The following is a 20,539-nucleotide window of genomic DNA, read 5'->3' as shown; positions in this document are numbered from 1 at the left end:
GAGTTAAGCGCTGTGGCCCAGGGCCAGGTCGATGAGGGTTTTTTCTTCCATCTCGTGAGCCTTGGCGGAGCCGGTGGCGGGGCTGGCGGAGGCGGTGCGTTTGACGCTGAGTAATGGGCGGTCTCCCGTGACGCGCTTGAGCAACGGCATGACGTAAGAGTGTGCGCCCATGTTGGCCGGTTCTTCCTGCACCCAGACGATCTCGGTGGCTGTGGTGTGCTGGTCGAGTGCCGCGCGGAGCTCGGCTTCGGGCCAGGGGTAGAGCTGGTCGACGAAGACGATGGCGACGTCGGTGAGACCGCGCTTGTTGCGTTCGACACGGAGGTTGTGGCCGATCTTGCCGGTGCAGACGAGGACGCGGCGCGCGTTCTTTGTGTCGTTGTCGGGGATGATGTTGAGGAACGAGTCGCGGGCGAGGTCGGCGACGGGCGAAAGCGCGTCGGGGTGGCGGAGCATCGACTTGGGGGTGAAGACGACGAGCGGCTTGCGCCACTTGCGCAGCGCCTGGCGGCGGAGCAGATGGAAGTACTGCGCGGCCGTGGAGGGCTGGGCGATCTGGATGTTGTCCTGCGCGGCGAGCTGGAGGTAGCGCTCCATGCGCGCGCTGGAGTGCTCGGGGCCCTGGCCTTCGTAACCGTGCGGCAGGAGCATGACGACGCCGGAGAGCAGGTTCCACTTGGCCTCGGCGGCGGAGATGAACTGGTCGATGATGATCTGCGCGCCGTTGGCGAAGTCGCCGAACTGGGCTTCCCAGAGCGTGAGGGCTTCGGGGTAGTCACGGGAGAAGCCGTACTCGTAGCCGAGGCAGGCGGCCTCGGAGAGCATGGAGTTGTAGACCTCCCAGCGTGCCTGGTCAGGCGCGATGTTGTTGAGCGGCGAGTAGCGGACCTCGGTCTCGATGTCGATGAAGACGGAGTGGCGCTGGTTGAAGGTGCCGCGCTGGGAGTCCTGCCCGGTGAGACGGACGGGCACGCCGGCCTTGAGCAGCGAGGCGTAGGCGAGGAGCTCGGCCATGCCGTAGTCGAGAGGCTTGTGGCCGCTGCCCATCTCGACGCGCTGGGCGAGGAGCTTTTCAACCTTGGGATGAATGTGGAAGCCGGCGGGCGCGGTGGTGAGCGCGGTGGAGAGCGCTGCGGCTTCGGCGGCGTCGATGCCGGTGTGCGGGTTGTCGTCGGCGCGCAGATGGCCGCCGTAGAAGGGCGACCAGAAGGCAGGCAGCGAGTGCATGTGCGGACGATGATCGGCCTGGGTGGCGTCCTTCTGGTCGGCGAGGAAGCGGTTCTGGACGGCTTCGATCTCAGCGGTGGGGTCGATGCCGATGGAGTCGGCGTAGAGCTTGGAGAGCGTGGGGTGGTTCTTGATGGCGGCGTAGCGGCGCGGCTGGGTGACAGTGGGGTCGTCGACCTCGGAGTGGCCGTGGCGGCGGTAGCCGATGAGGTCGATGACGACGTCGGAGTGGAAGGTGGCGCGGAACTCCGCGGCCAGAGCGGCGATGCGTGTGACGGCGAGCGGGTCTTCGGCGTTGACGTGGAAGATGGGGATGGGCAGGCGCTTGGCGAGGTCGGAGGCGAAGCGCGAGCTGTTGGACTCCGACGGCAGCGCGGTAAAGCCGAGCAGGTTGTTGGTGATGACCTGGATGGTGCCGCCGAGGTTGTAGCCTTCGAGCGTGGCGAGGTTGAGGCTTTCGGCGGTGATGCCCTGGCCGGCGAAGGCGGCGTCGCCGTGGAGGATGACGGGGAGCGTCTGCTGGATGCCGACTTCGCCGAGGCGCGTCTGGTAGGCGCGGGTGCGGCCCATGATGACGGGATTCACGGCTTCGAGATGCGAGGGGTTCGAGGCGAGGTGTAGCTCTACGGATTTGCCGTTCGGCGTGGTGAAGGTGCCGGTGGCGCCCATGTGGTACTTGACGTCGCCGCCGCCCATGGTGGAGCGCGGGTCGACATCCTCAAACTTTGCGAAGACCTCGAAGGAGCTGCGGCCGACGGTGTTGACCATGACGTTGAGGCGTCCACGATGCGCCATAGCGAAGAGGCAGTGCGTGACACCGAGGTCGGCGGAGGTGGAGAGAAGCTGGTCGAGGAAGGGAATGAGGACGGTGAGTCCTTCAAGGGAGAAGCGCTTGGTGCCGAGGTAGCGCTGCTGGATGACCTGCTCGAAGACGTCGGCGCGGATGAGGCCATTGAGGACGCGGTTGGCGGTGAGGAGGTCGGCGGTGGGCGCGGGGGCCTCGAGGCGCTGCTGAATCCAGGCGCGGATCTCGGGCGAGGGGATGTGCATAAACTCGGCGCCGATGGTGGAGCAGTAGTAGCTGCGGGCTTCGGCGGCGTCGGGACCGTCCGGCGGCGCGGTGGGGAAGGGCTCGGGCGGGAGGAACTGGCCGAGGGGATCGAGCGAGGCCTGGAGGTAGCCCCAGCGACGGAAGATGTCGAAGGTAGCTTCTCGCGAAGAGCTAAGGGCCTCTCGCGAAGAGCCGGAGGTTTCGCGGGCAGGAGCAGGTTTGGTGGTGGAGGCCGGTTGCGACTTGGGTTTTGCAGCGGTGGTGGTGGGCGCCATGACGTTAATTATGCTAGTCCGTTTGCGATAGGGTTGATAGTTTTGGTGCGGTATTCGTGCATATAGTTCGATGTTTGGTGCCACTGTGCGGATTCGTGGAAGTCATCGGCTGATGCGGCTGCTTTCATGACTGATTTTCTGAATCAAGGGGTTAGCTGGGCAGGGATTGCCAGGTAATGCAAGAGGGCCTGTCGCTCGCACGCTTAGTGGAGGGCTTCTTTTTGCTGGGTGGGTCGTAATTCGATGTGATTGCAATCACCGACGCAAGCGGGACGAGACGTGAGGATGGCGATGGAGGTCGGTGTCCATGCCAGAGGTCTCGACGAAAGAGAGTGTTTGCGCGGCGGGGAGTTCACGGGAAGCGTGCAAGTGCAAGGGCACTTGCACGGGATATGCGACGCGGAGTGAGTGTCCGCCACTGATTGTGTTGGCGGTGCTGGCGGTGTCGCAAGCTGCGATGACGCATTGTGTGGCGGCAGCTTCGTTGGCGCTGAAGGCAGGTGGTCGATGAGCACCTTGACCGCGCCGCTGGAAGGGGCTGCCACGCCGAAGCAGGAACAGGCGACGAAGAGCTACAACTATCTGAATGTCGACCATAGCCTGAAGAGCTGGCTGCTGACGCAGGACCATAAACGGATCGCGCTGTTGTACCTGATTGGCGTGACGTTCTTCTTCCTGGTGGGTGGGCTGCTGGCGATGCTGCTGAGGCTGGAGCTGCTGACGCCGGGCAGCGATCTGATGGCGATGGACACCTACAACAAGGTGTTCACCATGCATGGTGTGGTGATGGTGTTCTTTGTGCTGATCCCGGCGATCCCCGCGGTGCTGGGGAACTTCCTTCTGCCGCTGATGCTGGGGGCGAGAGACTTGGCGTTTCCGAAGATCAACCTTTTGAGCTGGTACTGCTACATGATCGGCGCGGCGCTGCTGCTGTATACGGTGGTGGCCGGCGGCCTCGATACGGGGTGGACGTTTACGACACCGCTGAGCACGCGGTTTGTGAATACGAACGTGATCTCGGGCGGGCTGGCGGCGTTCTTTGCCGGGTTCAGCTCGATCTTCACGGGGTTGAACTTCATCGTGACGACGCACCGGATGCGCGCGCCGGGACTGACGTGGTTTCGGCTGCCGCTGTTTGTCTGGGCAAACTATGCGACGGCGATCATCATGATCCTGGGCACGCCGGTAGTGTCGATTGCGATTGTGCTGGTGGCGATTGAGCGGCTGCTGGGCGTGGGCATCTTCGATCCCAGGCTGGGGGGCGACCCGCTGCTGTTTCAGCATCTGTTCTGGTTCTACTCACACCCGGCGGTGTATGTGATGCTGCTGCCGGCGATGGGGGTGATGAGTGAGCTGATCGCGTGCTTCAGCCGGAAGCGGATCTTCGGATACACGGCGATTGCGTTCAGCTCGGTTGCGATTGCAGTGTTCGGGTTCTTTGTGTGGGAACACCACATGTTCATCATGGGAGTGAGCCAGTACTCGGCGCTGGTGTTCAGCTTGCTGACGATGATGGTGGCGGTGCCTTCGGCGATCAAGGTGTTCAACTGGGTGGCGACGCTGTACAAAGGGTCGATCCGGTTCGATGCGCCGATGGTGTATGCGCTGGGCTTCATAGGGCTGTTTGTGATTGGCGGCTGCACGGGCGTGTTCCTGGGCGCGACGGGCATGGATGTGCAACTGACCGAGACTTACTTTGTGGTCGCGCATTTTCACTTTGTGATGGTGGGCGCGGTGATCATGGCGTTCCTGGGCGGGCTGCACTTCTGGTGGCCGAAGATCTTCGGCAGGATGTATCCGGAGCAGCCTGCGAAGCTGGCCGCACTGCTGATCTTTGTGGGGTTCTTCTTTACCTTCGGACCACAGTTCATCCTGGGATATATGGGCATGCCACGGCGGTATGCGATGTATCCGCCGGAGTGGCAGATGCTGAATGTGATGTCGACCGCCGGTGCGACGGTGATGGGGCTGGGATATCTGCTGTCGATGATGTATCTGCTATGGAGCCTGAAGTACGGGCCGATTGCGGCGCGGAACCCGTGGAAGGCGTATGGGCTGGAGTGGACCGTGCCGAGCCCTCCGCCGACGTATAACTTCGACCGCGTGCCGCTGGTGACGCATGAGGCCTACGACTATGAGTGGATCGACCACCGAACGGACGATGTGGAGGGCAAGCCTATCGAGGCCACTGCGGCGTGAGTCAGCAGTAGAGCGACTGCAGCTTGGCGGGTTCGTGGAGGGTCATGCGCTCACCCTGCTGGTCAACGAGGCCCTCGACGCGGAAGCGGGCGAGGAGGCGGGTGACGGTCTCGCGCGAGAGGCCAGCCATGCAGGCCAACTCTTCGTGGGTGAGGGGCATGGCGAACTCGAGGGCTTCGTTATTGTGGATGTGGTTCATGCGGGCCCAGTCGAGCAGAGCGCTGGCGAGCTTGCCGGCTGCGGAGGTGGAGAGTGCGAGGCGGCGGGCGCTGAGGAGCGCAGCCTCGTACTCGCGGGCGACGGCGAGGGCGGTGTTCTGGCTGACGTCGGGTGAGCCACGCATGAAGTCGATGAAGGCAGCGCGAGGGATGGATTTGAGCTGGCAGGGTTCGATGGTCTCCGCCGTGACCTTGTGGTTCGTGGTGCGCAGGATCGAAGCGAGGCCAAGGACGTCGCCGGGGCCGGCGATGCGGACGAGAAGCAGGCGGCCGCCTTCAGAGGCCGCGGAGATCTTGATACGTCCCTTGCAGATGATGTAGACGCGATCGGCGGAGTAACCTTCGCGGAGGACGGTCTGATTGGCTGCGATGTCGTGCGGCGCACCGATGGTGTCGAGATCAAGGAGGTCCAGAGCCGGCAGTGTGCAGAAACACTGCGGTCCACGGATGGCGCATGTGATACAGCTATGCGATGCCGGCATCCTCGGAGGTCTCCTTTGTGCCTACATACTACGCTGAAAGACGTACGGCATAGGAAATAGACATTCGACAACGTTGGCGTGGTAGTCTGCGGGGCATGTCTTTCAGGAAGCATGACGACCACGGGAAACACAATCGGCAACATCAGACGAACGAACAACATGGTGAGGGTGGACACCCACCGTTTGGCAGCTGGCACCCGGATGGGACGCATCATGTTCCGTTTGACCTGGCGCAGGCGGCGCTGGATGAGATGCATACCGCAGGGTTCAAGCCTGAGTTTGGCGACGGTGTCGCCGAGCAGATGGCGGCGATCGAGCAGCGCTATGCGTCGCTGGCGGTGCCGTCAGGTGTAGAGGACCTGAGACCGCTGGGGTGGTCGTCGATCGACAATGATACGTCGAGAGACTTGGACCAGATTGAGGTGGCTGACCGTGTGCCGGGCGGAATTCGCCTGAGGGTCGCGATTGGCGATGTAGCCGCCGCGGTGGAGCAGGACAGCCCGATCGACAAACACGCCGAGGTGCAGACGCAGACGATCTATACGGCGGTAAAGAACTTTCCGATGCTGCCGCTGGAACTCTCAACCGGGTTGACGAGCCTGAACGAGGCAGCCGACCGGCTGGCGGTGATGATGACGTTCGTTGTAGGCGCCGAAGGGGAGATTGTGGAAGAGGGCGTTTCGCTGGCGATGGTGCGGAACCGCGCGCAGCTGGCGTACTCGCGTGTGGGACCGTGGCTGGAGAAGACGGCCGCGGGTGTAGTTGATGACGATGTGATGTCGTTGCGGAGTGACAGCGCGCGGGAGCATGATGCGGATGCGAGCCTGGGAGGTGGCGATGGCCTGCCGGCAAACTGGCTGGCAGAGCAGTTGAAGCTGCAGGACGAGGCGGTGCAGCTTCTGCATGCGGCGCGGGTGAAGCGCGGTGCGCTGGAGTTTCATAAGGCCGAGGCTGACCCAGTGGTGGTCGACGGCCGTGTGATCGACATCGGTGAAGCTACGCAGAACCGTGCGATGAACCTGATCGAAGACCTGATGGTGGCTGCCAACGGAGTGATGGCGCGGACTCTGCGCAAAGGTGGGCGCAGCGGATTGCAGCGCGTGGTGGTGGTGCCGCGGCGCTGGGACCGCATTGTGGCACTGGCGCATGAGCATGGCACGGAGCTGCCGGTGAATCCGGACTCGGTGGCTTTGAACAACTTTCTGGAAGAGCAACGGCGGACGGACTCAATTCACTATCCGGACCTGGCGGTTGCGGTAATCAAGCTGATGGGGCCAGGGCAGTACATGCTGATGCGGCCGGATGACGATCCGACTGGACACTTCGGACTGGCGGCACGAGACTACACGCACTCGACCGCACCGAACCGGCGATTTCCCGACCTGGTAACGCAGCGTGTGCTGCACGCGATGACGCGGAATGAGCCTGCTCCGTACAGCGATGAAGAACTTGGCGCGATTGCGCAGCATTGCAACGATGCAGACAAGGCGCTGCGGAAGATCGAGCGCGATATGCAGAAGCGCGTGGCGGCTGTAGCCATGGCTGACCGCGTGGGCCAGGTGTTTCCGGGTGTGGTTACGGGCGCGAGCGACAAGGGCGTGTATGTGCGCGTGATCCGGCCGCCGTTCGAAGGGCGCGTGGTGCAGAACGAGCAGGGGCTGGATGTCGGCGACAAGGTGAACGTGAAGCTGATCCACACCAATCCGGCGCGCGCATTCATCGACTTTGCGAAGGTGAGCGGGCGCTGAGTTGTGAGGAAGCGGGAAAACAGAAGACCCCATCCGACTGAGCCGCGGCAGATGATGTGAAGGCGAGGGCGGCGCAGTGGGCGAGCCTGGAGATAACGGATGCTGCGAATCATGTCTGCATAGGTGCTCCTTTGTCGTATAGAACTCGGCTAAATGGGCTGAAACTTTAGCCCGGAGGTGGCAGTCGGCAGAGGTGCAGCGGAGCAATGCGTGGTGCTTAAGGGGTTGCTTGTGGAGCGGTAGTATGCCAGTGTGCGCAGATGTCAAATGGACGGAAGCATGTATACCATGGCGTTACCTGGAGTGAGGTCTGAATTGGTGAAGCGTTGTTTTGTTTTGGTACTGAGTGTGGCGATGTGTTGTGGCGTGGCGGTGGGGCAGGGTGATCCTGCGCTGGCGTTCGATGCTGCGACGGCTGCGGTGAGAAAGCCGGGCATCGCTGTAAGGGTTGATTTAATTGGCGATTCGACGCAGACAGAGAACGCGGGTTATGGGCGCGGGTTCTGCGCGAACTTCGATGCGCGGGTTGATTGCCTGGACATGGCGAAGGGCGGCGCGAGCACGAAGACGTATCGCGAGCAGGGGCTATGGGACCACGCGCTGGCGACGAAGCCGGATTACATGGTGATCCAGTTTGGGCATAACGACCTGGTGACGAAGGAGCATCTCGACCGGCAGGTGCCGATACCGGACTATGTGCGGAACCTGAAGGTGTTCGTGAGCGAGGCGCGGGCGGCGGGCATCAAGCCGGTGCTGGTGACTCCGATCACGCGGCGATACTTCGGCGAGGATGGCAAGATCCATAGCGACCTGACTGAGCACTGCGAGGCGATGCAGGGCGTGGCGATGGAGATGAAGGTGCCGCTGGTCGACCTGCAGACGGAGAGCATTGCGTACCTGGAGAAGATTGGGCCGACTGCTGCCGACAAACTGGGCATCAGTAAGAAAGACAAAGATGGCAACACGATCCCGGACAAGACGCACCTGAACTGGGCGGGAAGCTATGTGTTCGGGCGCATGGTGGCGGTGGACCTGGGGCAGGTGGTGCCGGCGATGTTCCGGTATGTGCTGCCGGAGGCGGCGAAGCTGCCGCCAGCGGGTGTGAAGGCGATGAAGATCTATGAGGGCGGCCCGGTGACGATTGTGCTGGTGGGGGATTCGACGACGGCGCCGGAGGGCGGTTGGGGGCCTGGGTTCTGTGCGCTGATGGCGCCGCAGGTGAGGTGCATCGACGATGCACTGAATGGGCGGAGCAGCAAGAGCTTCCGTGATGAGGGTGCGTGGGCGAAGGCGTTGGCGCAGAAGGGTGACTACTACCTGATCCAGTTCGGGCACAACGACCAGAAGCCGGATGCGGCGCGGCATACCGATCCGGAGACGACGTATGCGGCGCAGCTGAAGCAGTATGTTGCGGAGACTCGGGCGATTGGTGCTGTGCCGGTGATCGTTACGCCGCTGAGCAGGAGGACGTTTGTCGATGGCAAGGTGAAGGAGGACCTGAACGACTATGCGGCAGCGGCTCGGCGTATGGCGGCGGAAGAGGGCATCACTTGCATCGACCTGAATGCGATGTCGACGAAGCTGCTGGATACGATGACGCAGGCGCAGGCCGATGCGTTCGATGCAGTGGGACATGCCGATGCCAAGGCGGAGAATGGTGCCGCTGCGAAGCTGGACCGCACGCACCTGAACGACAAGGGTAAGGCTGTGTTCGGGCGTATGGTTGCGGATACGCTGATTCGGACGCGGGTGGAGCTTGGGCCGGATGTGAAGGGTGAGCCGGCGAAGTAGTGTTGCACGTGGAACGCTGATTTATTGCGGAAGGTGGTGGTACCCCCACCCCTCCCCCCGGGTACTTTTTGATTTAAAATCTTGAGCGATGGAGAGTTAGGGGCGGACTTGTGGAGGTCTGATCCCCATGATGCTCTTTGATGCGAAAGCCTGCGGCTGGTGGCTGTTTACTGCTTCTATCGCTGTTTAAATTGTATCGGGTGTGTCAAGGGGGTAGTGAGGTTGGTGTTGTGCGAACCCATGTCTCAGAAACTAGACATGGGGCACCCGGTGGACATTCTCTGATCCAAAAATGGTGCAACCTTTTTGATATGGGTTGCGTCACTCTAGCGGAACAGCCTGGTTTTGTTATCATGGCTTTCCCCGGATGATGTAGGCGCGAGTGTGCCGCTCGGTGGCACCGCGTTGGGACTCTCCGATGGTTGTGCGGTCTGGTTTGTGCGGTCTGGGATTGAGGCTTGCCATGAGCGTCGCGCGTCGTGTTCGTCCGTTTCTTCCGTTGTTGGTTCTTCCTCTCCTTTCTCTTCAAAACTCAGCGTTGCATGCCGAAGGCAAGAAGCCTGAGGCGCAGACCTTTCCGCAGATTGTGCGGGTGAGTTATGTGGAGGGCGATGTGCGCGTGTCCCGCGGCAAGGAGGGCGAGAAGGCGAGCGGTTCGGAGTGGCAGAAGGCTGCGGTGGACATGCCGGTGTATGAGGGCTTCAACCTGGTGACGGGCGATGGCCGCGCGGTGGTGGAGTTTGAGGATGCGTCGACCGTGTACCTTGCGCCGAACTCGGTGCTGACGTTCGATGAGCTGATTGCGACCGATGGTGTTCCGCATACAGCATTGAACCTGCTGAGTGGCACGATGACGATGGATGTGGCGCCGGAGTTTGCGGGCGAGACCTTTGAGGTGCGAACTCCGAGCGATGGCGTGGGGCTGCATTATCCGCAGCGGGCTTATGTGCGGATCGACAGCTTTCTGGATGCGATGCTGGTGACGCCTGTGGGCGAGAACATGCTGCTGCATCGCGGGTTCGCTTTGCGGCATGTGGGGGATGGACAGGCGATCCTGATGAGCCACGGGCGCATTTTGCGGAACGCGAAGATGGACAAGTCGTTCGATACGGCGACGGGGGCAGGCTGGGACGCGTGGGTGAAGACGCAGGTGGATGAGCGCAACGTCGCGATGGCGAAGGCGATGAAGGACGCGGGGCTGAGTGAGCCGATTCCGGGATTGGTGGATTTGGAGAAGCAGGGGCATTTTTTCGACTGTGACAGCGGCCGATGCTGGGAGCCGACGGGTGGGTGGCGGCATCCGCAGAGTGGCGTGGCGAAGGCACCGACACAGGCTGAGGTGCAGCGCCCGGAGCCGGTGGCGCAGAGCGCACGGTTTGTAGACGCGGCGTATGTTCCGCAGCAGGAGACGCTGGTGGGGCAGTCGCAACCGATTGCGTTGCCGACGCAGGCGGGTGCTGTTGGGCAGGGATATGCCGGGCCTGGGTATCTGGAAGAGGACTTTGATGACCCGTTCTTTCCGTGCGACCCGTATGCAATTCGCAGCTGGTATGCGCAGGACCCGCTGACGCTGCAGATGGAGCTGGTGGATTCGGAGGTGATTGCGAGTGTGTACCCGTATGACTGGGCGGTGTGCCATGCGGGTGGGTGGCTGTATCGCGGGCGGCATTATGTGTGGGCTGCGGGAACGCGGCGGCACCATCGGTGCCCGGTACGGTGGGTGAAGAATGGGAACGTGCGCGGGTATGTGCCGCTGCATCCGAAGGATGAGCGCGGCAAGGAGCCGCTGAACCTGAAGCATGGCCTGTATGAGACGAAGAACTGGAAGCAGGGCCAGGTGCAGCGTGTGGCGTTCGACCATAGCGCTCCGGTGAAGGTGCTGGGCGGGCCGCCGAAGGAGTTTAGGCAGCCGGTGTTTGCAGCGCTGGCGCGGGCGGACGCTCCTCGGCTGGAGGCGCGGAACCTGATGACAACCGCGGTGATGCGGCAGACGGGGCGTGTGGAGGCGGTGCCGATGATGAGGCCGCAGACAGTGCCGATTACGTTCGATCACAAGTCGCAGAGTTTTTCGGCGGCGCATGAGATGGTGCAGGGCGGGAGGACTACGACGGTGTCGGTGCCGCTGGGTGGCGGCGGGAGCCGGGGTGGCGGGTTCTCAGGTGGTGGTGGGTTTCATGGGGGAAGTAGTGGTGGTGGATTTCATGGAGGCGGCGGTTCGGGTGGTGGAGGTGGTTCGCATGGAGGTGGTGGGTTCTCCGGTGGCGGAGGGGGTGGTGGTTCGCATGGTGGTGGCGGTGGGAGTGGTGGAGGCCATCACTAGACGGTCGCTGATCCTTGAAGAAGGCAATTCGGTCGCTGGGTCCTTCGACTTCGCTCAGGCTTCGCTCCAGCCTGCGGCAGCAAGGTGCGGGCCTTTGGCCCCCAGGGCTTTTGGCCCGGCTGAAGCCATGCCCCTTCGGAGTGGTGATGTTGGGGGAGTAGCGAGGCTGGTGGCCTGCGAATCGATGTTTGAAATGCGAGAGACCACTCTGGCATTCGCATCCCGTTCATGCCGCAAAGAGCGCGTCATGAACGGGGCACCCCGCAACAACCAAGACCAATACAGGGGTCTCTTCGCTGCGGCCGCAAAAGCGCGGCCTACGGTCGAGATGATCTGAGCTGGCGGCGGGATCAGGCGATGGCTTTGGCGACTAAGGCTTTGGCTTCTTGCTGGATTTGTTTTAGGTGGGCTTCGCCGTTGAAGCTCTCGGCGTAGATTTTGTAGACGTCTTCGGTGCCGGAGGGGCGGGCGGCGAACCAGCCGTTTTCGGTGGTGACTTTCAGGCCTCCGATGGGGGCGTGATTGCCGGGGGCTTCGGTGAGGATGGCGGTGATGGGTTCACCGGCGAGGTCCTTCGCGGTGACCTGCGCGGCGCTGAGTTTGGAGAGCTTGGCCTTTTGTTCCTTGGTGGCTTCGGCGTCGATGCGCTGGTAGACGGGGGCGCCGTATTTGGCGGTGAGTTCGTTGTAGAGGATGCCGGGGTCTTTGCCGGTGCGGGCGGTCATCTCGGCGGCGAGGAGGCCGCAGATGAGGCCGTCCTTGTCGGTGGTCCAGACGGTGCCGTTGCGGCGGAGGAAGGTGGCGCCGGCGGACTCTTCGCCGACGAAGCCCAGTGTGCCGTCGATGAGACCGTCGACGAACCACTTGAAGCCTACGGGGACTTCGAGCATGGGGCGGTTGAGGCCCTTGGCGACGCGGTCGATGATGGAGGAGGAGACTAGCGTTTTGCCGATGCCTACTTTTTCAGACCAGTCGGGGCGGTTGGTGAAGAGGTACTGGATGCAGACGGCGAGGTAGTGGTTGGGGTTCAGGAGACCGGAGCTGCGGGTGACGATGCCGTGGCGGTCGTGGTCGGTGTCGCAGGCCCAGGCGACGTCGTAGAGGTCCTTGTTGGCGATCATGCTCGCCATCGCGTTGGGCGAGGAGCAGTCCATGCGGATCTTGCCGTCCCAGTCGAGGGTCATGAAGCGGAAGGTGGGGTCGACGTAGGGGTTGAGGATGGCGAGGTCGAGCTTGTACTGCGCGTGGAGGGCTTCGGCGATGCGCGGCCAGTAGGCGACGCCGGCTCCGCCGAGCGGGTCGACGGCGAGCTTGAGCGAGGTGCCGGCGAGCGGGGCGAAGTCGATGACGTTGGCGAGGTCGGTGACGTAGTTGGTGATGTAGTCGTGGCGATGGGTGGTGGGGGCGTGCAGGGCTTTTGAGAAGCTGAGGCGCTTGACGCCCTGGAGCTTGTTTTTGATGAGTTCGTTGGCGCGGTCCTGTATCCACTTGGTGGCGGTGGTGTCGGCGGGGCCGCCGGTGGGCGGGTTGTACTTGAAGCCGCCGTCCTCGGGTGGGTTGTGCGAGGGGGTGATGACGATGCCGTCGGCCAGACCGATGGGGGCCGGATCATTACGGTGCTCGTCGTTGTAGGTGAGGATGGCGTGCGAGAGCGCGGGCGTGGGAGTGAAGCCGGCGATGGTGGAGGCGGAGTTGTAGCCGGTGTCGATGATGGTGTTGATGCCGTTGGCGGCGAGGACCTCGAGAGCGGAGACGAAGGCGGGCTCGGAGAGGGCGTGGGTGTCCTGCGCGAGGAAGAGCGGGCCGGTGGTGTTTTCTTTGGCGCGGTACTCGACGATGGCCTGCGTGATGGCGAGGATGTGCGCGTAGTTGAAGCTGGTGGAGAGCGACGAGCCGCGGTGTCCGCTGGTGCCGAAGGAGACGCGCTCGGCGGGGTTCTCGGGGTCGGGGTGGTTGGCGTAGAAGGCGGTGACGAGCGAGGGAAGCTTGACGAGCTTGTCGGGAGATGGGTGGTGGCCAGGGGTGTTGTAGGTCGTCGCAGACATAAAGGAAGGGTACTGCTCCGGGTAAGCAAAGGCAAAAGCAAGGGCAAAGGCGTTCACGCAGAGTACGCGATGGTTTTAAAGAAAGGTACGCCACGGCGGTTGTGGCGAGACGAGCGATGCGCCAGGCAGGCATCCTGCGAAATGCAGGGATCTCTCCGCTTCTGTTGGCCGGTCGAGATGACGGGCTGTGTGGGTGGGTTCTATGAGGAGGGACGGGTGTTGCGGAGTTTGTAGAAGGTGTAGCCGAGGAGGTTGATGAGCAGGACGGTGCCGAGGATCTTGGCGGCGAAGGGGAGTGGGCTGGCGGCGGTGTCGAAGGGGTAGGCGTTGAGGCCAAAGGTGAAGAGGACGGAGAGAAAGCCGACGGCGCAGAGGAGGACAGCCCAGAGAGGGATGCGGTTACCGATGGCATCCTGCGAAACCCACGTCTCAGAAGCGAGACGTGGGGCACCCGGTTTTCTCATCAGGACGAGGGCGATGGGGATGGCGAAGAGGACCAAGTAGGCGAGGACGTAGAACTCGGTGGAGGCGTTGTTGAGGACGTTGAAGGCTTCGGCGGCGTGGACTCCTGCGGAGCCGAGGACGATGAGCGCGGCAATGATCGTAGCCGCGAAGAGGATGGAGTTCACAGGGGTGCGGTAGCGCGGGTGCAGGCGCGAGAACCAGGCGGGGATGAGGTGGTCCCAGCCGGCGGCCATGGGCAGGCGTGCGACGCCGGCGAAGATGTAGCTGGCGGCGCCGAGGATGCGGATCTGAAGCAGGAGGATGACGAAGCGGGCGAGAAGTGTGGCGGTGCTGGAGTCTCCGAAGGCGAGGCGGAGCGTCTGCGGGATGGGTGCGATGTAGTTGATCGTCGAGTGCATGAGCTCATGGAAGGCGAGCACGGAGGCGGTGCCGAGGATGAACATCACGACGATGATGGGGCTGGCGATGATGATGGAGAGGCCGATGTCGCGGGAGGGGGATTTGGCTTCGCCGGCCATGATGGCGATGTACTCGAGGCCAGAGGCGGCGAAGATGATCTGGCCGATGAGGGCGAGCGAGGTGGGGTCGGTGTGCGGCAGGTGCAGCTCGAAGGGCGTGAAGTGGATGGGCAGGTGGTGCGCGTAGGCCCAGAAGGGTGCGGCGATGAGCAGGGCGAAGGCGATCATCATCGCGGTGCCGGAGACGTTGTGTATCCACTTGCCGAGGGCGAGGCCGCGCAGGGCGGAGAGGGTGAGCAGGGTGAGTAAGACCGCCAGAGAAGTAAGGACGACGGCGTGGTTGTCGGGTATCCAGGCGGCGGAGGGGCCGACCATGAAGGCGAATTCGCTGGGGAGCTGAAAGAGCAGGAAGGCGATGACGAAGAGGCCGTAGGCCCAGATGTTCCAGGCGGTGAGGAAGCCGAGGGTGTCGCCGAAGGAGCGGCGCGCCCAGACGTAGAGGCCGCCTTCGAGGGGCATCTCGCGGTTGAGGTAGAAGACGGCGACGGCCATGGGGGCATAGAAGACAGCGAAAGCGAAGAGCCAGACGACGGTCTGCGCGTGGCCGAGGCCGGCGGCGAGGCCAACCCAAGAGCTGCCGACGACGGTGAGGATCTGCGAGAGGACGAGATCGCGGAGGTTGAGCTGGCGCTTGAGGTGGTGGGCGGCGGCGGTGTCCAGGTCGGCGGTCGGCATAGTTGCTGTGGGGATGGTCTCATAAGGCAGGGAGTGGGGAGTAGGGAGTAGCGAAGAGATGCGGGGGTTGATTTTGTGGGGGTGAACGGCTACAACTGAGTAATCCCCTAGCTGTATGAGTTTTGGTGTTGTCCGCGAACCGCATGGCGCAGAGTTGGAGGCCAGCGGCAACGTGCGTCGTTGAGTTGTGATCGTTGTTGCAAGGACGGCGGGATTTGGACGGCAAGCTCCGACGCGGGGGCAGAGCGGATGTTTTGTTGCGCGCAACTGTGGTCTGGTTGCTGGCGATGCTGTGCGTGTGGGGGGTGCAGGCGCAGCAGGCGACGCTGGTAGGTGACGCGCATGTGTCGAGCGCGCAGCCGACGGTGAATGCGGGGACACTGAGCAATCTGGATGTGGGCGGCGGGTATTCAGCGCTGATGCAGTTCGATCTGGGCACGCTGCCGGCGGGGACGACGGCGGGGCAGATCGCAAAGGCGACGCTGACGGTGTACTGCAATCGGGCGGACGCGGGCGGCTCGGTGAGTGTGCAGCCGGTGCAGGGCGCGTGGACGGAGCTGGGCGTGACGTATCAGACGCTGCCGGGGCTGGGCTCAGTGCTGGCGAGCGAGAATGTGGGCGCGGTGGGGGAGTTTGTCACATTTGATGTGACGAGCGAGGTGCAGCAGTGGGTGAGCGGCACGGCGGCGGGCGGGACTCCGAACTATGGGCTGGCGCTGACGGCGGGCAGTGGGGTGTCGGTGCAGTTTGACAGCAAAGAGAATGATGAGACGAGCCATGCGCCGTCGCTGATGATTGCGCTGGTGGGGAGTGCTGGGGGCTCGAGTGGCGGGGTGGGTGCGACGGGAGCAACTGGAGCTACTGGAGCGCCGGGTTTGGCGGGATTGTCTGGAGCGGCAGGAGCTACGGGTGCTACAGGTGTCGCGGGTGCGGCAGGAGCAACGGGCGCAACGGGTGTTGCCGGGGCAACCGGTGCTACAGGTTTGCAGGGTGTTGCGGGAGTGGCGGGTGCTACGGGCCCCAGGGGTGCGACTGGAGAGACCGGAGCTCCGGGGTTACAAGGGGTGTCGGGGGCGTTTGTGTATCAGGGGGCGTATCAGTCGACGACGAACTATAGTGCGGGCGATGTGGTGATGTGGGCTGGAGCGACGTGGGTGTCGCAGGTGGCGAACAACCACGGCAATACGCCAGGAGCGGCTCCGGGGACTTGGGGACTGCTGGCGTCGCCGGGGGCTGCGGGCGCGACCGGTGTGGCCGGGGCGACGGGCGCTACAGGTCAGCAGGGGCCGGAGGGGTTTGGCATCCAGGGCGTGACGGGAGCGACTGGCGTTGCCGGGGCGACAGGCGCGACAGGATCGCCGGGGCTAGTGTATCGCGGGGCGTACCAGTCGACGACGAACTATACGCTGGGCGATGTGGTGCTGTGGGATGGGGCGAGCTGGGCGTCGCTGATGAGCTTCAACGTGGGCAACACGCCGGGGCTTGTGCCGGGCATGTGGGGTGAGCTGACGGCGCAGGGGCCTCAGGGTGTGCAGGGGTTGCAGGGCTCGCCGGGGCCGACGGGAGCGACGGGCTCGCCGGGGTCGGTGGGGCCGCCGGGTGAACAGGGGATCACAGGCGCGCAAGGGCCTGCGGGGCAGGCCGGGGCGCAGGGGATTCCGGGCGTGACGGGCGCGACCGGGTTGCAGGGACCGCTGGGGCCAACCGGAGTGCAGGGGCCTGTGGGATTGAACTTTATTGGCGCGTACAACTCGACGATGAACTACAACGCGGGGGATGGGGTGACGTGGGCAGGGGCGGCGTGGGTGTCGCTGAGCGGCAATAACCTTGGCAATACTCCGAGCGCGAGCCCGGCGTTCTGGGCGATGTTTGCTCAGAACGGGACAACGGGCGCGACGGGAACGATTGGAGCCACAGGCGCGACGGGGCTGATGGGGTTGAGTGGATTGAATGGGGCTACCGGGACTTCAGGAGCAACTGGTGCGACGGGTGCGACGGGGCTGCCGGGGATGGTGTATCAGGGGGCGTACAGCTCGGCCATGGAGTACACGCTGGGCGATGTGGTGACGTGGCTGGGAGAGAGCTGGGTGTCGCGGGCGGCATTCAATGTGGGGCAGCAGCCGGATGTGTCGCCGACGTATTGGGGTGTGCTCACGACGCAGGGCGCTCAGGGAGCGCAGGGTGTTCAGGGTGTGGCCGGAGCCACAGGCGCGACAGGTGCGCAGGGGCTGGTGGGATCGGCTGGGCCGCAGGGTTTGCAGGGAGCGACGGGTCCTCAGGGGCCGGCGGGCGTGCAGGGGTTGCAGGGAGCGGCTGGAGCTGTGGGCGCGACAGGCGTGCAGGGGTTGCAAGGCGTCGCGGGACAGGCAGGGGCCCAAGGAGTTGCGGGAGTTACGGGCGCGACGGGCACGACCGGGCCACAGGGGGTTACGGGCGCGCAGGGGGTTACGGGAGCTATAGGAGCGACGGGTGCCACGGGTGCGGCGGGGACGCCGGGGTTGGTGTATCGGGGGGCGTACAGTTCGGCAACGAACTATGCAGTGGGCGATGTGGTGACGTGGCTGGGGTCGAGTTGGGTGTCGCTGGTGGCCGGGAATAGTGGTCAGCAACCGGATGTGTCGCCGATGTACTGGTCGTTGCTGGCGCAGCAGGGGCCGCAGGGTGTGGCGGGGTCTCAGGGAATGGCTGGAGCGACGGGTGCAACGGGTTCGCAGGGCTCTGCGGGAAGCAATGGCGCTACCGGCGCGACGGGGCTGGCGGGGGTGAATTTCCGTAGTGCGTGGTTGCCGGCGGCAACCTATGCGGTGAATGATGCGGTGACGTATACGGGGTCGACGTACCTGGCGCTGGCGCAGAACACGAACGCGGAGCCGGACGTCAGTCCGTCTGCGTGGACGGTGCTGGCGCAGGCGGGCGGCGCAGGGCCGACCGGTGCGGCCGGGTCAGCGGCTACGGTGACGGTTGGCACAGTGACGACGCTGGCGGCAGGGGCTGCGGCTACGGTGACGAACGTTGGTACAGCGAACGCGGCGGTGCTGAACTTCGGGATTCCGCAAGGTACGGCGGGTGCGGCGGGCAATGGAGGCAGCAGCAGCGGAACGGCAAGCGGTAACTTTGCCGCGATGTTCCATGCGGTGAACTTCAACACGATGTTTTACGGGGTGAACTCACCCAACACAAGCACGACGGAGACGGGGACGACGGCGACGACGGGTGTGCTGGCGTGGGTGCCGATGGGGTGCACGGCGACGCAGCTGAATGTCTACTCGCAGCAGTCGAACACGATTACGGTGACGCTGCGGGTGGGGACACCGGGTGCCATGGTGAACTCGGCGCTGACGTGCAACGCGGCGACGAATGTGAGCTGCACGGCGACGGGCAGTGTAATTGTGGGGCCGGGGCAGTTTGTAGACTATGCGATCTCGGGCGCGTCGGGGACGGCGGCGGGGGTGTGGACGGCGCTGGAGTGCCAGTGAAACAGGGAATAGGGAGTAGGGAATAGGGAGTAGAAAAGCGAGGGTGCAGGTGCTCCGGTATGCTGTTGGCGTTGAGGTTATGTTCATGAAGCCGATGTTGAAGCTGGGTGTCGTGTGTGTTGCGGGTTGGTTTGCGGTGGTTGCGGTGGGGCAGACGACAGTCCAGACGAGTGGGGTGAGTGAGAGTGATCCGGTGCTGGAGCGGGCGCTGACAGCTTGGCCGGATGGCCGCATCGATACGGTGAAGCGGCCGGGTGAGTGGACCTATGAAGAGGGTGTGCTGTTGGATGGCATGATCGCGGAGTGGCGTGCGACCGGCGATGGGCGGCTGTTCCAGTATGTGAAGGCGGCGGTGGACCGCTCGGTGAACAAGGACGGGGTGATCGACTTCGGCGGCGGCAAGCCGTTCCCGGTGGATCAGCACTCGCTGGACGATATCGAGATGGGGCGCAGTGTGCTAACGATGTATCGGGTGTTGCAGAAGGAGAATTACTACAAGGCCGCGACGTTTCTGGAAGAGCAGGTTCATGCTCAGCCGAAGAACTCGGCGGGCGGGTACTGGCACAAGGGGATCTATCCGAACCAGATGTGGCTGGATGGCGCGTACATGGCCGAGCCGTTTATGGAGGGCTACGGGCGCACGTTTGCGAAGCAGGACGATCTGGATTCGGCTGTGCGGCAGTTGCTGCTGATGGATGAGCATATGCGCGACCGCAAGACGGGGCTGCTGCGCCATGGCTGGGACGATTCGAAGAAGATGGGTTGGGCGGACAAGCAAACGGGGTTGAGCCCGGAGGTGTGGGCGCGGGCGATGGGCTGGTACGCGATGGCGCTGGTGGACGTACTGGACCGGATGCCGGAGACCGATCCGCAGCGGCTGGCGCTGGAGGACGTGGCGCGGAACGTGCTACAGACGGTGGCGCGCTATCAAGATGCGCAGAGCGGGCTGTGGTGGCAGGTGATGGACAAGGGCGGGCAGAAGGGGAACTATCTGGAAGCCTCGGCGAGCTGCATGTTTGTGTATGCGATGGCGAAGGGTGTGCGGCTGGGCGTCGCGCCGATGTCGCTGGAGCAGAATGTGACGAAGGGCTGGGAGGGGATTCAGCAGCACTTTGTGAAGCCGGACGGGACGCTGTCGGGCACGGTGAAGGTGGCTGGGCTGGGCGGGACGCCGTATCGCAGCGGCACGTATGACTACTATATTGGCGAGGAAGTCGGCGACAACGATGCGAAGGGCGTGGGCGCGTATTTGCTGGCGTTGAGCGAGATCACTCAGCGCAAGGACGCAGCGGAGTTGATGCGCAAGGCGCGCGGCAAGACGGTGCTGGTGGACGGCTGGTTCAACTCGCAGATGCGGAAGACGCCGGCAGGGAGCGCGCAGCTCTTTCACTACAAGTGGGATGACGACGCGAACAGCGGCTACTCGGTGTGGGGACGGATGTTCCGCGCGTACGGGATGCGGACGGAGGTGCTGGACCATGCGCCGACAGCTGCGGATCTGAAAGGTGTTTCGATCTATGTGATCGTGTCGCCGGATATTCCGGCGCTGAACCCGAATACTCACTACATGGATGAGGCGAGTGCGGCGGCGATCGAGGCGTGGGTGAAGCAGGGCGGTGAACTGGTGATGATGGAGAATGACTCCGAGCACGCCGACCAGACGCACCTGGATATTTTGAGCGACCGGTTCGGCATCCACTACAACGCGGTAACGCGCAACCGCGAACTGAACAACGACTACGCGAACACGATTGTGCCGATTGCCGCGGGGACGGGCGGGATCTTCCATGACGCGCACAAGGCGCTGATGAAGGAGACTTGCACGATCACGGTGTCCGGTGCGGCGAAGGCGGTGTTGACGGACAAGGGCGACACGATGATGGCCGTGGCCCATGCGGGGCATGGGCTGGTGTATGCGAACGTCGACCCGTGGGTCTACAACGAGTACACCGATGGAAGGAAGGCCCCGTTGGAGGAGGACAACTTTGCGGGTGGACTGGAGCTGACGCGGTGGTTAGTGACGGAGGCCATGGGGCGGTAGGAGAGAGC

At 63.6% G+C, this 20,539-nt stretch carries 10 protein-coding genes; 6 read left to right on the top strand and 4 right to left on the bottom strand.

Annotated elements, in window-relative coordinates; all coding sequences use genetic code 11:
- Positions 1-3: 3 nt before the first annotated feature.
- Positions 4-2,553 carry a 2-oxoglutarate dehydrogenase E1 component gene (locus GOB94_RS04565; protein ID WP_182277699.1) on the bottom strand — a complete coding sequence of 850 codons (2,550 nt, stop codon included), beginning with the start codon at positions 2,551-2,553 and terminating at the stop codon, positions 4-6.
- A 507-nt stretch (positions 2,554-3,060) separates the two neighbouring features.
- Between GOB94_RS04565 and GOB94_RS04560 the strand changes: the two genes are divergently transcribed.
- Positions 3,061-4,752 (top strand): cbb3-type cytochrome c oxidase subunit I, encoded by a 1,692-nt coding sequence (locus GOB94_RS04560; protein WP_182277698.1) that lies wholly within the window; start codon positions 3,061-3,063, stop codon positions 4,750-4,752.
- Between the two features lies 1 nt (position 4,753).
- Here GOB94_RS04560 and GOB94_RS04555 read toward each other — a convergent pair whose 3' ends face one another.
- The gene (locus GOB94_RS04555) at positions 4,754-5,452 is read right to left on the bottom strand and encodes a Crp/Fnr family transcriptional regulator (RefSeq protein WP_182277697.1); all 699 of its coding nucleotides are present in this window, start codon (positions 5,450-5,452) and stop codon (positions 4,754-4,756) included.
- 95 nt (positions 5,453-5,547) lie between these two features.
- On the opposite strand from GOB94_RS04555, the gene GOB94_RS04550 reads away from it, so the two are divergent.
- The 3 genes from GOB94_RS04550 (at position 5,548) to GOB94_RS16790 (ending at position 11,311) form a co-directional block, all read left to right on the top strand.
- A complete protein-coding gene (locus tag GOB94_RS04550) occupies positions 5,548-7,200 on the top strand; it encodes an RNB domain-containing ribonuclease (RefSeq protein WP_182277696.1) in 1,653 nt (550 codons plus the stop codon).
- Positions 7,201-7,554: 354 nt separating this feature from the next.
- Positions 7,555-8,991 carry a GDSL-type esterase/lipase family protein gene (locus GOB94_RS04545; RefSeq protein ID WP_182278438.1) on the top strand — a complete coding sequence of 479 codons (1,437 nt, stop codon included), beginning with the start codon at positions 7,555-7,557 and terminating at the stop codon, positions 8,989-8,991.
- A gap of 463 nt (positions 8,992-9,454) precedes the next feature.
- On the top strand, positions 9,455-11,311 hold the full coding sequence (locus GOB94_RS16790) for a FecR domain-containing protein (RefSeq protein ID WP_255484237.1): 1,857 nt from the start codon (positions 9,455-9,457) through the stop codon (positions 11,309-11,311).
- A 350-nt stretch (positions 11,312-11,661) separates the two neighbouring features.
- On the opposite strand, the gene pgm is transcribed toward GOB94_RS16790, so the two are convergent.
- Together pgm and GOB94_RS04530 are read right to left on the bottom strand one after the other, a co-directional pair.
- Positions 11,662-13,356: a phosphoglucomutase (alpha-D-glucose-1,6-bisphosphate-dependent) gene (gene pgm / locus GOB94_RS04535; RefSeq protein ID WP_182277695.1), complete on the bottom strand. Its 1,695-nt coding sequence runs from the start codon at positions 13,354-13,356 to the stop codon at positions 11,662-11,664.
- A 200-nt stretch (positions 13,357-13,556) separates the two neighbouring features.
- Positions 13,557-15,014: an APC family permease gene (locus GOB94_RS04530; protein ID WP_182277694.1), complete on the bottom strand. Its 1,458-nt coding sequence runs from the start codon at positions 15,012-15,014 to the stop codon at positions 13,557-13,559.
- 257 nt (positions 15,015-15,271) lie between these two features.
- Here GOB94_RS04530 and GOB94_RS16660 point away from each other — a divergent pair, with 257 nt between their 5' ends.
- Both GOB94_RS16660 and GOB94_RS04505 read left to right on the top strand, forming a co-directional pair.
- Complete coding sequence (locus GOB94_RS16660) at positions 15,272-18,490, top strand: DNRLRE domain-containing protein (RefSeq protein WP_220464994.1); 3,219 nt, start codon at positions 15,272-15,274, stop codon at positions 18,488-18,490.
- Positions 18,491-18,575: 85 nt separating this feature from the next.
- Positions 18,576-20,531, top strand: a complete 1,956-nt coding sequence (locus tag GOB94_RS04505) for a glycoside hydrolase family 88 protein (protein WP_182277693.1) — start codon at positions 18,576-18,578, stop codon at positions 20,529-20,531.
- Positions 20,532-20,539 lie beyond the last annotated feature (8 nt).

The organism is Granulicella sp. 5B5 (assembly GCF_014083945.1).
In the GTDB taxonomy this organism is placed as follows: Bacteria; Acidobacteriota; Terriglobia; order Terriglobales; family Acidobacteriaceae; genus Granulicella.
Note: the sequence above shows the minus strand (reverse complement) of the source record. Positions and strands in the feature narration are given on the sequence as shown.